General features: G+C 36.6%; 13 protein-coding genes. 12 read left to right on the forward strand and 1 reads right to left on the reverse strand.

Annotated features, from left to right (window positions below; translation table 11 throughout):
* Positions 1 to 460: 460 nt before the first annotated feature.
* On the reverse strand, positions 461 to 1,396 hold the full coding sequence (locus P162_RS00180) for a UDP-glucuronic acid decarboxylase family protein (RefSeq protein WP_031425070.1): 936 nt from the start codon (positions 1,394 to 1,396) through the stop codon (positions 461 to 463).
* 477 nt (positions 1,397 to 1,873) lie between these two features.
* Here P162_RS00180 and P162_RS00185 point away from each other — a divergent pair, with 477 nt between their 5' ends.
* The 12 genes from P162_RS00185 (at position 1,874) to P162_RS00245 (ending at position 14,301) form a co-directional block, all read left to right on the forward strand.
* The gene (locus tag P162_RS00185; RefSeq protein ID WP_031425072.1) at positions 1,874 to 3,061 is read left to right on the forward strand and encodes a UDP-N-acetylglucosamine 4,6-dehydratase; all 1,188 of its coding nucleotides are present in this window, start codon (positions 1,874 to 1,876) and stop codon (positions 3,059 to 3,061) included.
* Positions 3,061 to 4,203 carry a LegC family aminotransferase gene (locus P162_RS00190; RefSeq protein WP_031425073.1) on the forward strand — a complete coding sequence of 381 codons (1,143 nt, stop codon included), beginning with the start codon at positions 3,061 to 3,063 and terminating at the stop codon, positions 4,201 to 4,203. Before P162_RS00185 ends, P162_RS00190 begins: the two co-directional genes overlap by 1 nt.
* Entirely contained in the window at positions 4,193 to 4,816 is a 624-nt protein-coding gene (locus P162_RS00195) for an acetyltransferase (RefSeq protein ID WP_031425074.1), read from the forward strand. The genes P162_RS00190 and P162_RS00195 overlap by 11 nt, the downstream gene beginning before the upstream one ends.
* The gene (gene neuB, locus P162_RS00200) at positions 4,813 to 5,826 is read left to right on the forward strand and encodes an N-acetylneuraminate synthase (RefSeq protein ID WP_031425075.1); all 1,014 of its coding nucleotides are present in this window, start codon (positions 4,813 to 4,815) and stop codon (positions 5,824 to 5,826) included. The genes P162_RS00195 and neuB overlap by 4 nt, the downstream gene beginning before the upstream one ends.
* 1 nt (position 5,827) lies before the next feature.
* The gene (gene neuC, locus P162_RS00205; RefSeq protein WP_031425076.1) at positions 5,828 to 6,985 is read left to right on the forward strand and encodes a UDP-N-acetylglucosamine 2-epimerase; all 1,158 of its coding nucleotides are present in this window, start codon (positions 5,828 to 5,830) and stop codon (positions 6,983 to 6,985) included.
* 2 nt (positions 6,986 to 6,987) lie between these two features.
* Positions 6,988 to 8,040, forward strand: coding sequence for a nucleotidyltransferase family protein (locus P162_RS00210; RefSeq protein ID WP_031425077.1), 1,053 nt, complete (start codon positions 6,988 to 6,990; stop codon positions 8,038 to 8,040).
* Positions 8,040 to 8,714, forward strand: a complete 675-nt coding sequence (locus tag P162_RS00215) for a cytidylyltransferase domain-containing protein (protein WP_031425078.1) — start codon at positions 8,040 to 8,042, stop codon at positions 8,712 to 8,714. Before P162_RS00210 ends, P162_RS00215 begins: the two co-directional genes overlap by 1 nt.
* A 497-nt stretch (positions 8,715 to 9,211) precedes the next feature.
* The gene (gene rfbA, locus P162_RS00225; RefSeq protein WP_031425080.1) at positions 9,212 to 10,090 is read left to right on the forward strand and encodes a glucose-1-phosphate thymidylyltransferase RfbA; all 879 of its coding nucleotides are present in this window, start codon (positions 9,212 to 9,214) and stop codon (positions 10,088 to 10,090) included.
* Between the two features lies 1 nt (position 10,091).
* The gene (gene rfbC / locus P162_RS00230) at positions 10,092 to 10,664 is read left to right on the forward strand and encodes a dTDP-4-dehydrorhamnose 3,5-epimerase (RefSeq protein ID WP_031425081.1); all 573 of its coding nucleotides are present in this window, start codon (positions 10,092 to 10,094) and stop codon (positions 10,662 to 10,664) included.
* A 93-nt stretch (positions 10,665 to 10,757) separates the two neighbouring features.
* The gene (locus P162_RS00235; protein ID WP_051907698.1) at positions 10,758 to 11,684 is read left to right on the forward strand and encodes a hypothetical protein; all 927 of its coding nucleotides are present in this window, start codon (positions 10,758 to 10,760) and stop codon (positions 11,682 to 11,684) included.
* Positions 11,685 to 11,698: 14 nt separating this feature from the next.
* Positions 11,699 to 13,111: a lipopolysaccharide biosynthesis protein gene (locus P162_RS00240; RefSeq protein ID WP_031425084.1), complete on the forward strand. Its 1,413-nt coding sequence runs from the start codon at positions 11,699 to 11,701 to the stop codon at positions 13,109 to 13,111.
* A 23-nt stretch (positions 13,112 to 13,134) separates the two neighbouring features.
* Positions 13,135 to 14,301 (forward strand): EpsG family protein, encoded by a 1,167-nt coding sequence (locus P162_RS00245; protein ID WP_031425085.1) that lies wholly within the window; start codon positions 13,135 to 13,137, stop codon positions 14,299 to 14,301.
* Positions 14,302 to 14,304: the final 3 nt, after the last annotated feature.

The following is a 14,304-nucleotide window of genomic DNA, read 5'->3' on the forward strand; positions in this document are numbered from 1 at the left end:
GGTTTCGGTACACTGCGCTAAAGCGCAGCACTCAACCACCTCAGCTCTTACTTCGAATGAAAATTTGAAGGTGTTCTGCTGAAACAAAAAAGCGGGCGGCTGAGTGATCGGCAAGGCCGAGCGTACCGAAGCCCCGGATTACAGACCACACCGGCGGTTTCGGTACACCACGCTAAAGCGCAGCACTCAACCGCCTATAGCTCTTACCTCAAATGAAAATTTGAGCATGCACTGCTGAAACACAAATGTAGGCGGCTGAGTGATCGGCAGAGCCGAGCGTACCGAAGCCCCGGGTTTCCTGCGACGCCGGCGGTTTCGGTACACTGCGCTAAAGCACCGCACTCAACCGCCTCAGCTCTTACTTCGAATGAAAATTTGAAGGTGTTCTGCTGAAACAAAAAAGTAGGCGGCTGAGTGCTCGGCAGAGCCGAGCGTACCGAATCCCCGGCCTCTGCAACTCCTAAATCACTTCCTTAAAATAAGCTATGGTTTTTATCAGTCCGGCGTCTAACTGGGTATTGGGTTCCCAGCCGTTAAGTTTTTCTTTGGCAAGGCTAATATCCGGTTGACGTTGTTTAGGATCATCCTGTGGCAGGGGCATGTGCCTGATCTCTGATGATGAACCGGTCAATGCAATAATTTTAGATGCAAGTTCAAGCATTGTAAATTCATTGGGGTTACCCAGATTTACAGGGCCCAAAAAGCCATCTTCACTGTTCATCATGCGTACCATTCCTTCTACCAGATCATCTACGTACTGAAAGGAACGCGTTTGATTACCATCGCCGTAAATAGTAATATCTTCCCCGCGAAGGGCCTGAACAATAAAATTGGAAACCACCCTCCCATCAGCGGGATTCATATTTGGCCCGTAGGTATTAAATATTCGTATGATCTTTATGGCGACATCGTTCTGGTTGTGGTAATCCATAAACAGTGTCTCCGCGCAGCGTTTTCCCTCATCGTAGCACGAACGCAAGCCTATAGGATTTACATGCCCCCAGTAGCTTTCTGGCTGCGGGTGCACCTGGGGATCACCGTAAACCTCACTGGTGCTTGCCTGCAAAATTTTGGCTTTTACCCTTTTTGCCAATCCAAGCATATTGATCGCACCCATAACGGAGGTTTTGATCGTTTTAATCGCATTGTATTGGTAATGAATGGGACTTGCGGGACACGCCAGATTGTATATTTCATCTACCTCGGCATAATAGGGATGGGTTACATCGTGACGCACCAATTCAAAATAAGGGTTGTCGAGCAAATGAACCACGTTCTGTTTTGCTCCTGTAAAATAATTATCAAGGCAGAGTATATGATTGCCTTCCTTTAATAATCGCTCGCTAAGATGCGAACCTATAAAACCGGCACCTCCGGTGATGAGAATTTTTTTCATTGTATAAAGAATAGTATCCTACTTTGGGAATGCTAAAACTATCCAAAAAAGTTCAAAGTACATACTTGATGAATAGATTTATTGGGAAATCGAGACCATTAGACTTTTATTTAAGGTTACTACGAGATAGCCTATAATTTTACCAAAATATTAAATCTGACATTACTGGTAAATTGTAAAACTTCAAACCGTGTCTCCTATTCATAAAAGATAAGCAAATCTTTTTGTGAAACTCAACACCAATTTTCGGTAAATGTTGGGCGAATCTTAAAGTATTTTTAAAAAAAATAATAGTAGAAAATAATAAATTCTTTAACAAGAATATGAAATAAAGTCGCTCTAATATCAGCAGAACTTATACTTTTACCACCTGTAAAACGAAGGAGAACTCAACGTAAGTCAATCTCCCAACTTTGATCATAAATAGCTCAAAGGTCACTAAGATAGTACATAATTAATTTTAGGAATAGTAACAGCATGAATATACTTGAATTAATAGGACGTGATAAAAATTTGTTTACTTCAGACCTGTTAGCCAATGAACAAGCGCTGTCAAAAGCAGTTAGGGCTTCTAGCTTTCTGGTCATTGGTGGGGCAGGATCAATAGGCCAGGCCGTCACCAAAGAAATTTTTAAGCGTAATCCGAAAAAGCTTCATGTTGTAGATCTTTCGGAAAACAATATGGTGGAACTGGTCAGGGATATCCGAAGTTCGTTGGGTTATATAGATGGTGATTTTCAAACCTTTGCCCTGGATATTGGATCGTTGGAATATGACGCCTTTATAAAAGCCGACGGTATTTATGACTATGTTCTCAATCTATCTGCACTCAAACATGTGCGAAGCGAAAAAGATCCTTTTACCTTAATGAGGATGATAGATGTCAATATCTTCAATACAGATAAAACCTTAAAGCAGGCCATTAAAAAAGGAACAAAGAAATACTTCTGTGTTTCTACAGATAAAGCGGCAAATCCTGTCAATATGATGGGTGCCTCTAAACGGATTATGGAAATGTTCTTGATGCGAAGAAGCGAAAGTATTTCTATATCCACGGCACGTTTTGCAAATGTGGCTTTTTCAGATGGCTCCCTTCTTCATGGTTTTAATCAGCGTATTCAAAAAAAACAACCTATAGTCGCCCCTTCAGACGTAAAGCGTTATTTTGTAACGCCTCAGGAGTCTGGCGAACTTTGTCTTATGTCCTGTATATTCGGTGAAAACCGGGATATATTTTTTCCAAAACTCAGTGAAGATTTACATTTGATTTCTTTTGCAGATATTGCCGTTAAATATCTGGCCCAGTTGGGTTATGAACCTTACGTGTGCAAAACCGAGGAAGAAGCCAGAAACCTGGTTGAAACTTTACCGAAAGACAAAAAATGGCCTTGTTTTTTTACTACAAGTGATACTACCGGAGAAAAAGATTTTGAAGAATTCTTTACAGACGATGAAACATTGGATCTTGAACGTTTTGAAAGTTTGGGGGTAATCAAAAATGAAGTGAATGTTGAAACGAACAAATTAAAGTATTTCGAAACCCACATAAACGCTCTTCGAGCTTCGGGAACATGGTCAAAAACTGATGTCCTAAATATTTTCCATACTATGATACCAGATTTCGGGCATAAGGAAACAGGGAAATACCTAGATTCTAAAATGTAATGACAACCAATCAAAAAACAATAGCATACATTCAGGACCTTTTTGAATCTAAAAAATTCATACCACTACACGAACCTTGTTTTAGGGGTAATGAAAAAAAATACCTCAATGACACCATAGATTCCACATTTGTGTCCTCAATAGGCGCCTATGTAGACACCTTTGAGCTCATGATGCAAAACATTACCAACACGAAAAAAGCAGTGGCAGTAGTGAATGGAACCGCTGGCATACAAGTGGCCTTACGCTTAGTGGGCGTAAAAACTGGAAATGAAGTGCTCACGCAGGCCCTTACCTTTATTGCCACGGCAAACGCCATTGCTTATAACAATGCCCATCCCGTTTTCTTGGATGTAGACAGGGACACCATGGGTTTGTCTACGGTCGCTGTACGCAATTTCCTTGAAGAGTATGGCGATTTGCGTCAAGATGGTTGCTATAATAAGAAAACAGGGAACAAAATTGCAGCATGTTTACCCATGCATACTTTTGGATTTCCGGTAAGGATTGATGAACTTGTAGAAATCTGCTCTGCCTGGAATATCCCGGTGGTTGAAGACGCGGCAGAGTCATTAGGGAGTGAATTGAAGGGAAAGCCCACGGGAAGTTTTGGTCAGCTTGGCGTATTTTCCTTTAACGGAAACAAGGTAGTCACCTGCGGTGGCGGTGGCGCTATAGTGAGCAATACTTTAGCACTGGGTGAAAAAGCCAAATACCTCACCACCACAGCAAAACAACCTCATCCCTATGAATATTATCATGATGAGATGGGTTATAATTTCAGGATGCCAAATCTTAATGCCGCGCTGGCCTGTGCGCAACTTGAAAATTTAGATTCCTTCCTTGAAAACAAAAGGATTCTTGCAAAAAGCTATCAAACGTTTTTTGACGGTGAAAATATAAAGTTCCGTACAGAGTTGCCTGAAACAAAGGCCAACTACTGGTTGATGTGCGTGGAAATGGAAAACAGGGAGCAACGTGATCTTTTTTTAAAAGAAACCAATGCTTCTGGGGTGATGACCAGACCTATATGGCAATTGATGTATAAGTTACCTATGTATAAAGATTGCATTAGGGACGAACAATTAAATGCTGAATTTTTAGAAGATCGAATTGTAAACATTCCCAGCAGTGTTAGATAAAGAAGTCATATTGATTGGATACTCTGGGCATGGCTTTGTAGTGGCCGAGACAGCCCTTTTGTGCGGACTAAAATTAAATGGCTATACGGAAATTCATGAAATTGCACTAAATCCTTTCAAACTTGAGTATTTGGGTTTTGAGTCAGATGCCAATTTTGAGGAATGGAAAACAGATAAAAACTATATTTTAGGTATCGGTGATAATAAAATTCGGGTGAAAGTCGCGAATTTGATACGCTCCAGGAAAAAGAAAATAGTAAACGTAATGCATCCACAAAGCAGCGTTTCAAAAACATGCCAAATGGGCGAAGGGAACTTTGTATCTAAAAACGTATCCATCAACGCTTTGGCGCGCATTGGGGATTATTGTATCCTAAATACCGCTTCCATCATTGAACATGAATGCACTATAGGAAATGGTGTTCATATCGCGCCGGGTGCGGTTTTGGCCGGTAATGTGACTGTAGGTGATTTAAGTTTTATAGGCGCTAACGCGGTAGTAAAACAAGGTGTTCGCATAGGTAAAAATGTAACTATAGGAGCAGGTACGGTAGTATTAAACGATATTGCAGATAATCAGAAAATCGTGGGAAATCCGGGTAGGTCATTATGAAAAAGAGCGTACTTATAATAGCAGAAGCAGGTGTTAACCACAACGGTGACATGGATCAGGCAAAAAAATTGATCGATGCCGCCGCTGCGGCCGGGGTAGATTATGTAAAGTTTCAAACGTTCAAAGCTTCAAAATTAGTAACAAAATCCGCACTGCGCGCTGCTTATCAAGATACGAATACAAAAGATTCAGACTCACAATATGAGATGCTCAAAAAATTGGAACTATCTGAAGCGTCACACCGCATTTTGATAGCGTATTGTGACTCAAAAAATATCAAATTCCTTTCCACGGGATTTGATTTGGAAAGCCTTGAATTTTTGAATACCGTTGGAATTGATCTCTTTAAAATCCCTTCCGGTGAAATTACCAACCTCCCCTACCTTCGCAAGATTGCAAGCTTTAAAAAACCTGTGGTCATGTCAACGGGAATGGCTTCCATGCCAGAAGTCAGGGAAGCTTTCAACATACTTATAAAAGAGGGTATAAACAGGGAAGACATTCATATCGTGCATTGCAATACCGAGTATCCCACCCCCATGGAAGATGTCAACCTCAAGGCCATGAACACCATTGGCCAAGAACTCGATGTTAAGATAGGATATTCAGACCATACCCTGGGAATAGAGGTTCCTGTAGCAGCCGTTGCGCTGGGAGCCACGGTCATAGAAAAGCATTTTACATTAGATAGGAATTTACCGGGGCCTGATCACCGTGCATCGCTGGAGCCAGAGGAACTTAAGGCCATGGTAAGCGCCATTCGTAATATCGAAAAAGCAATCTCCGGATCTGGAAAGAAAGAACCTTCTCCATCAGAAATAAAGAATAAAACGGTAGCCCGTAAAAGCATTATTGCCTCAAAAAATATTACTAAAGGGGAGAAATTCACGGTTATAAACCTTACGATAAAACGACCGGGAACTGGTTTGAGCCCTATGCGGTGGGACGAAGTTCTGGGAAAAACCGCAATACGCGATTTTAAGCAGGAAGAATCAATAGAACTGGAATAAGTTGAAGAATATAGCAGTTATAACGGGAACACGGGCAGAATTCGGTTTATTGAGACCCCTGATAGATCAGCTTAAAAAAAGTGATGCTTTTAAGCTCCAGCTTATCGTAAGTGCCATGCACCTATCCCCAGAATTTGGCAATACCGTACAGGAAATTGAGGATGGGGGTTACACGATAGCCAAAAAAGTAGAATGCCTTCTCTCTTCAGATACGGCCACGGGAATCACAAAATCCATTGGGCTCGCCATGATAGGTTTTGCTGATGCTATGGAAGAGCTACGACCCGATATTGTGGTTATCCTGGGCGACCGGTCTGAAATGCTTGCCGCAGCCACAGCGGCAATGATCGCAAATATTCCCATAGCGCACATTCATGGTGGCGAAACCACCGAGGGCGCTTACGATGAAGGCATTCGGCATGCTATTACAAAAATGAGTTATTGGCATTTCGCCTCCACCACGATATACAGAAACCGCATCACACAACTAGGTGAAGATCCAGACCGTGTATTTGATGTGGGGGCTATAGGTCTGGATTCCATAAAAAACCTAAACCTTTTAAACCGGGAAGACTTTGAGAAATCCATCGATTTTGAATTGGGCAAGAAGAATATACTGATCACGTTTCATCCCGTGACCTTAGAAAACGATCTGGCGGAGAAGCAGTTCGCGGAGATTTTAAACGCATTGCGCTCTTTAAAAGAAACCCATTTGATCTTTACCCATGCAAATGCGGATAAGAATGGCCGCATCATCAATAAAATGATCACAGAGTTTGTTTCTGAAAACAAAGAAAATGCGATAGCGTTCAAATCGCTTGGACAGTTGCGTTATCTATCCAGCCTTCAATATATGGATGTTGTACTGGGAAATTCATCAAGCGGTATCCTTGAAGTCCCCAGTTTCAATATTCCCACGATCAATATTGGCGATAGGCAAAAAGGACGGGTTATGGCAGAAAGTATCATCAATATCAGCCCTGAAAAAGAACAAATCAAAGAAGCCCTAACCATGGCTTTTAGTAGTTCTTTTGCCCACAAAATAGAAAACCAGAAACAAATATATGGTAATGGAACGGCCGCGCTAAAAATTATAGAGGTTCTATCAGGCCCTTATCCTAAAGATCTAAAAAAAGTATTTTACGATTTTAAATTTTAACGATGCAACTGGACAGTATACGTATTCACAAGGACAAAACAATTCTTGAAGCCCTTCAAAAGTTAAACGATATCCTCTATGCTGGCCATATCAGCAGGCTTATTCTGTTTGTCGTGGATGATGAGCATTCCGTAGTGGGATCTGTTACTGATGGGGACATTCGCAGGTCGTTGTTGAATCATGCAGATCTGGGATTGAAAACAGGTGAGATCTGTAACAGGAATTTTGTTTATGAAATTGACAAAAAAGGGTTTTTAGACCTCAAAATATATCGAGATAGGGATATAAAGATACTTCCCATTCTTGATCATGACAAGAAGCTTCTGCGCATCATTGATCTGGAAAAATCACAGGCGCAGCTTCCGTTAGAATGTATGATCATGGCCGGTGGAAGGGGAAAACGACTTAGTCCCCTTACTGATACTGTACCTAAACCTATGTTACCACTGGGTGATCGCCCTATTATCGCCCATAATATTGACCGGTTGATCTCTTTTGGTATAGAAAAGATTTACATCTCTGTTAAATATCTGGGAGAACAGATCAAAGATTATTTTGGTGATGGTAGCGACAGGGGCATTTCCATAGAATATATATGGGAAAACGAGCCGCTAGGTACTGCAGGTGCCCTCTCCCTGGTAGATAATTTCAATAGTCCCTACATCCTGTTGATGAATAGTGATTTGTTCAGTGATGTGGATTTTGAAGACCTTTACCTTGATATTATTGAGCAAAATGCAGATATGTGTGTCGCCTCCACTGAATATAAAGTAGATGTTCCCTACGCTGTCTTTGAGACACATGAGCGTACCGTTTTGGATTTTAAGGAAAAACCCTCTTATGTGTACCACTCCAATGCCGGGATCTATATTTTCAAAAAAGAACTAGTAAACAGAATCCCAAAAAACAAATTTTTTGACATCACGGAGTTGATGGAGGATCTGGTAAAAGATGGTGGTAAATTGATCCATAATCCCATTCACGGCTTTTGGATTGACATCGGTAGCCCGGTAGATTATAAAAAGGCTCAGGAATTTGTAAAACACATGCACTAATGCTAGTCGTTATACCCGCACGCGGTGGCTCTAAAGGGGTCCCCGGTAAAAACATCAAACTACTGGGTGGCAAACCGCTCATACAACACACCATTGAAGCTGCTAGGCAGCTTTTTACAGATGATGAGATCATCGTATCTACAGATAGTGAAGAAATCAGGCAAACAGTTATTGACCATGGCCTTCAGGTACCTTTTTTAAGACCTCAGAATTTAGCCACAGATCAGGCGGGTACCTATGAAGTACTTCTGCATGCGGTAGCTTTTATGGAAAAAAAAGGCGTAAAAAATGATATTCTTATTTTACTACAGCCCACTTCCCCATTTAGAAACGCCAGCCAGATCAAAGAAGCCCTCGCCTTATATACTCCTGAGTTGGATATGATAGTTTCTGTAAAAGAAGCCCGTGCTAATCCTTATTATGTGCTTAAAGAAGAAAACGGGGAAGGTTTTCTAAAACCATCCAAAGAAGGAAATTTTAAGACCAGGCAAGAAGCCCCTAAAGTTTGGGAACTTAATGGCGCTATATATATCATAAATATCAATTCCTTAAAAGCGAAACCCCTTAACGAATTTAAAAAAGTAAAAAAATTCGTAATGGATGAGATTTCTTCTCATGATATAGACATCCCGTTTGACTGGAAAATGGCGGAACTCCTAATTCGCGAAAGATAACAGCTTTTTTTTATTCCTGGTTTATTAAAGTTGGGGATGCTTTTTCTATGATATAAGTCAAAAAAGATTTTTGATAAAATGTTCTGTATGCCTGGAACTATTTGCTGCGGAAAACCAACAGGAAAATATTAAATTCTTTAACAATATTTTGGAAGAATGCCGTGCTAATATCGGGAGAACTTATACTTTTACGGCCTGTAAAATGCAAGAAAAGCTTCGCGCTTTTAAGCAATGTATAAAAATCTATATGGCAGATTGAATTTACAAAGAACTAGATAGAAAATTGAATTAACACATAAACGGTTTAAAAGAAATAATAGTATAATTCAATGATAGATCAAGCGATGTTTAGAGATATGTAATAAACGCGGAAAACCCATAAAAAACTTTATACAAACATTCTTTAAATTTTGAGAGGGTCATTTCTGCAAGACCATAGATGATTCAAATATTTAGTCCTAGTGAGTTAGGAGAATTACTATAAAAAAAATGAACTTATGAAAGGAATTATATTAGCAGGAGGTTCAGGAACAAGACTTTACCCTATAACCAAGGGTGTGTCTAAACAACTTTTAAATATATATGATAAACCTCTAATATATTATCCCCTATCGGTTTTAATGCTATCTGGCATTAGAGAAGTTTTAATAATATCAACACCTGAAGACTTACCTAATTTTCAAAAACTCTTGGGTGATGGTTCTGAAATAGGAATGAGATTCGAATATAAAATTCAGCCAAGTCCAGATGGATTGGCTCAGGCATTCATTTTAGGCAAAGAATTCATAGGTGATGATAGTGTGTGTTTGGTATTAGGTGATAATATTTTTTATGGTCACGGTTTTACAAAATTATTAGAACAGTCTATTAAAAATGTAGAAAAGGAAAAGAAAGCTACGGTTTTTGGCTATTATGTAAATGATCCATCTCGTTATGGTGTGGCAGAATTTGATGATAGTGGAAATGTTATAAGTCTTGAAGAAAAACCAGCCAAACCAAAAAGTAATTATGCGGTAATAGGTTTATATTTTTATCCCAATTCTGTGATTGAAGTTGCTGAAAATGTCGAACCCAGTCACCGTGGCGAACTAGAAATAACTTCGATAAATGAATTTTATCTTAAAGAAGATAAACTTAAAGTTGAGCTTATGGGGAGAGGTTATGCATGGTTAGATACCGGCACTCATGAATCTATGCTCGAAGCTTCTAATTACATACATACTATTGAAAAGAGACAAGGGTTGAAAGTTGCTTGTCTTGAGGAAATAGCATATGAGAATGGCTACATTTCTAAGGAGCAATTATTAAAACTTGCCGAACCTCTAAAAAAGACCGGTTACGGACAGTATTTACTTAAAAGAGCTAATAAAAAATAGAATGAATTTTGTCAGAACAGAAATACCTGATATAGTTATTTGTGAACCAAAAATTTTTGGAGATAGTAGAGGATATTTTTCTGAAACATTTCGTAAAGATAAGTTGGAAGAATTCCTCGGGTATACGGTCAACTTTTGTCAGGATAATGAATCCAAATCTAGCTTTGGTGTATTAAGGGGATTACATTATCAGTTGCCTCCATTTACCCAATCAAAATTGGTTAGGGTAATAGAAGGAACCGTTTTAGATGTAGCTGTAGATATTAGAAAAGGATCGCCCTATTTTGGTAAAAATGTTACTGTAGAGCTAAATGCAGAAGAAAGAAAGCAATTATTTGTGCCTAGAGGGTTTGCACATGGTTTTATAGTATTATCCGAAACTGCAAAATTTGCTTATAAATGTGATAATTATTATGCTCCTTCACACGATAGGGGCATTGTATATAATGATCAAACTGTGGGTATAGAATGGCAAATACCGGCAACTAAATTAAAATTATCAGATAAGGATATTACACAACCCACTTTAATTGATGCAGAACTTTTTGATTATAATATAAATCTATATGATTAAATTATAATTCTTTTTAATACTAAAAATTCAATAGTAGAATTTTTACCATATCAATTCTATCTTGTTTTAATAAAATATACAAAAAAAATAATCGTGAAAGTTAAAAATCACAATAGTGATTACAAAGAAAAGGTCATAGTTATATATGATTCAATACCTTTCTTTGTTCCTTTTTTCTGGTCTAAAGGTTTTCCTACATTCCCAACTTTAAAAAAAATATCTAATATTCAAAAAGCATTTCGAAAAGTTTGCTTTCATCTAAATATTTTTGAATTTCTTTGGTATGGTGATTGGAAAAAAAAATTGAATGAAATTGATACAATTATAATTTTTGCATCTACAGAACCATTACCAATAAAATTTATTCAAGAAAAATATCCGCAGATAAGAATAATATTTTGGTATTGGAATCCTGTTTTTAAATTAATTAATCCAAATGATATTTCAAATTATTCATTTGAAAAGTGGTCTTTTGATCCGATAGACTGCAAAGAATATTCTCTAAAGTTTAATACTACATTTTATTTCAACACTATTAAGCTTCCAAAAGCAGAAATTAAATATGACTTGACTTTTGTAGGCGTAGATAAAGGGAGAAAAAAAGCTTTAATAGAAATTGAAAAAGAGATGCTCAAACAGGACTTGAAGCCAAATTTTTATATTGTCGATGATAAATACAAGAATTTGAAAAGTACCAACAAGTCAATTGCCTACTTAGATTATCTGAAACTCATATCACAAAGTAAGGCTATTCTTGATTTTGTTCAGAAAGGACAAAATGGACTTACTTTAAGACCTATGGAATCTATATTTTTTAAAAAAAAATTAGTTACTAATGATCCTACGATAAAGCATCAAGATTTCTACGATTCGGACAATATATTTATTTTAGGAATTGATGATTCCAAATCTTTGAAATCCTTTTTAAATTCTCCTTACAAGAAAATATCAGATAGTATTATTGAAAAATATGATTGTCAGAAATGGATGAAACGCTTTCTACTAACTAAAAATGAATAAGAACCACTAAGTTTATGAAGGAGTTCATAAAAAGCTTTTTTTCTTTCGGTTTGGCCACTTCTATACAGAAAGTAATGGGTTTTCTTTTATTACCCATTTATACACGATTTTTCTCCAAAGTAGAATTTGGAGCAATTGATTTAATACAGGTAATTCTTGGTATAGCTTCTATTTTTGCAGTTCTTCAACTTGAGACATCCTTACAGCGATATTACTATGATTTAGAAGGAAAAATTAAGAAAACTTTTGTCTCCACAATCTTCATTTTAATTATAGGTTTTTCGTTTATTATAACCTTAATCTTATTTGCTTTATCAACTCAAATTTCAAATCTCATATTTGAATCAGGAAATTATTCAGGACTGATTGAACTTGCGTCGCTGCAATTACCGTTTACTAATTTCACAATGCTAGCATTCATAATTTTAAGATATGAGAAAAGAAATAAGGCGTTTGTATGGTTAATGCTAGCTAAAGTATTGTCAATGATAGCCATAGTTACTCTTCTTATAGTATGGCTTAGAATGGGAATTATTGCAGTTTTTTATGCACAATTGATTAGCCTTATCTTATCCTCGGTATTTATATTTTTTGCGGTGAGAGAATTTTTATTATTCAAAATTTCAATTCCACTATTTAAAAAAGCTTTTAAGTACGCCATGCCACAAATACCTGCTCGTATAGGAAGTGTTTCATTGTCCTATGCCAATCGTTTCTTTATGGTAGGATATTTAACAGTTGCATCGATTGGTATTTACTCCTTATCCTTAAAGTTGGCCTCTGCTATACAATTAATTTATTCTGCGTTTATTATGGCTTGGGCTCCCTTTATGTTTGAGCAGTTAAAAAAACCAGATCACAAAACTATTTTTGCTCATACCTTAATACTTACTTCTGGCCCGCTTTTTCTAATTGTATCTTTAATAGCTCTGTTTTCAAAAGAACTAATAATATTAGTTGCGTCAGAGGAGTTCTATGAATCTTACCATTTTGTAGGAGCCCTATCACTTTATTTTTCCCTATTTATAATAAAAGAGATTGTAGATATAGGGCCTAAAGCCTTAGAAAAAACTAAATTCTTATCATACACATTTTTTGCCTCTGTCATCATAAATATATCTACGCTATATTTTCTGATTCAGTCTTATGGACTATATGGAGTAGTTTATTCACTATTGATAACAAATACTTTTTTAGTGGCATTAAGTTGGTTTATATCTAATAAATTATATTATATACCATTTAACATTATGAAATTCTCAGTTTTAGCAGTGCCAGCATTTTCATTAGCAATATATTCTATGTATAGTTTACCAGTATTATGGATTAGAATCATTACCGGTTTTATCGCTATCATTTATTATGGCCTATTATTCAAGAGAGATTACAGTATTTTCCAAGTGAAATTGCTGGTAACTAAAAATTAGACTTCAAAGACAATTGCGTTTAAATGTTATATACAGCAATATTTATATTATTAATCATTTGTACTCTAAGGTTTGATTTTTCACAGCAGCCTAAAAAGGCATTGAAAGTCTATAATTTTGTTATGGTTATATTAATAGCTGTTGCTGGATTAAGATATAAAGTAGGTGGTGATACTCTTTCCTATTATGAAGATTTTCAAGAATTGCCTTTTTTAAATGAAATAACTTTTCAGAATTTATTTAACTTTAAATACAGTCCCTTTTGGATACTTCTTTCTTCATTAAGTAAAACTCTAATAAACAATTTTGTATTCTTTCAGATAATACACGCCAGCTTTATAAATATTGTATTATTTAGATTTATAAAACGCTATACCCCATTTAAATTTACAGCAGTCCTTATCTACTATATTTTTGCATATTTATACTTTAATATGGAAGTGATGCGAGAATCACTAGCTATTGCTATGCTTTTGATCGCATACCCATATTTTATGAAAAAAAATTGGCAAGCATATTATCTATTTATAGCTGTAGCTATTCTCTTTCATAATTCTGCTCTTTTACTTCTAATTTTACCATTATTTCGAAACTCAAAATTGAGCTTAAGTAATGTCATTATCTTAGGAATAGTAGTTATCTCAATATCTGTAGCATTTACCTTTATACCCAGTCTTATTGAGATTATTTTATTTTCCCAAGATGTAACCTCTAAATTTTTATATTATTCTGACTTTCAAGCGAATCTCAATGGAATGATTGGTAATTTCGTTCTTTATGGACTTTTACCTTATTTGAGTATTAGAATTTTCAAAAGGTTCGAAGTTCAGAATTCAAAATTCGAAGAACTATATTTATTTTACTTTACAATAGTGATGTTATATGTCGCTGTGACAGGATTTGGTCGATTTCTTAATTATCTTACTCCGTTTATGTTCGTTTTCTTTGCGGAATTTCTTAATAGATTGTATTACCACAAGAGATTTAGTAGATTAAAAAGAGGTTTAGTATTTGTAATTTTTATTTTTGCAGCACTACCCAAATTTATATACTATACTAGGGATACTTCAATGTTAGTTGCTGATACCCATAGATATAATACATGGTATCCATACTCATCCATATTTGAAAAAAAAGAGTATTATTTTAGGGAAATTATGCATCAAGAAGGACTAAAAAGCCAAGATTAAAAT

This window comes from Flavimarina sp. Hel_I_48 (assembly GCF_000733945.1).
GTDB lineage: Bacteria > Bacteroidota > Bacteroidia > Flavobacteriales > Flavobacteriaceae > Leeuwenhoekiella.

Bases quoted from the DNA above. Each gene is read 5' to 3' on its own strand.
- P162_RS00180 (WP_031425070.1), bottom strand. From the start codon at position 1,396: ATGAAAAAAATTCTCATCACCGGAGGTGCCGGTTTTATAGGTTCGCAT.
- P162_RS00185 (WP_031425072.1), top strand. From the start codon at position 1,874: ATGAATATACTTGAATTAATAGGACGTGATAAAAATTTGTTTACTTCA.
- P162_RS00190 (WP_031425073.1), top strand. From the start codon at position 3,061: ATGACAACCAATCAAAAAACAATAGCATACATTCAGGACCTTTTTGAA.
- neuB (WP_031425075.1), top strand. From the start codon at position 4,813: ATGAAAAAGAGCGTACTTATAATAGCAGAAGCAGGTGTTAACCACAAC.
- P162_RS00210 (WP_031425077.1), top strand. From the start codon at position 6,988: ATGCAACTGGACAGTATACGTATTCACAAGGACAAAACAATTCTTGAA.
- P162_RS00215 (WP_031425078.1), top strand. From the start codon at position 8,040: ATGCTAGTCGTTATACCCGCACGCGGTGGCTCTAAAGGGGTCCCCGGT.
- rfbA (WP_031425080.1), top strand. From the start codon at position 9,212: ATGAAAGGAATTATATTAGCAGGAGGTTCAGGAACAAGACTTTACCCT.
- rfbC (WP_031425081.1), top strand. From the start codon at position 10,092: ATGAATTTTGTCAGAACAGAAATACCTGATATAGTTATTTGTGAACCA.
- P162_RS00240 (WP_031425084.1), top strand. From the start codon at position 11,699: ATGAAGGAGTTCATAAAAAGCTTTTTTTCTTTCGGTTTGGCCACTTCT.
- P162_RS00245 (WP_031425085.1), top strand. From the start codon at position 13,135: ATGTTATATACAGCAATATTTATATTATTAATCATTTGTACTCTAAGG.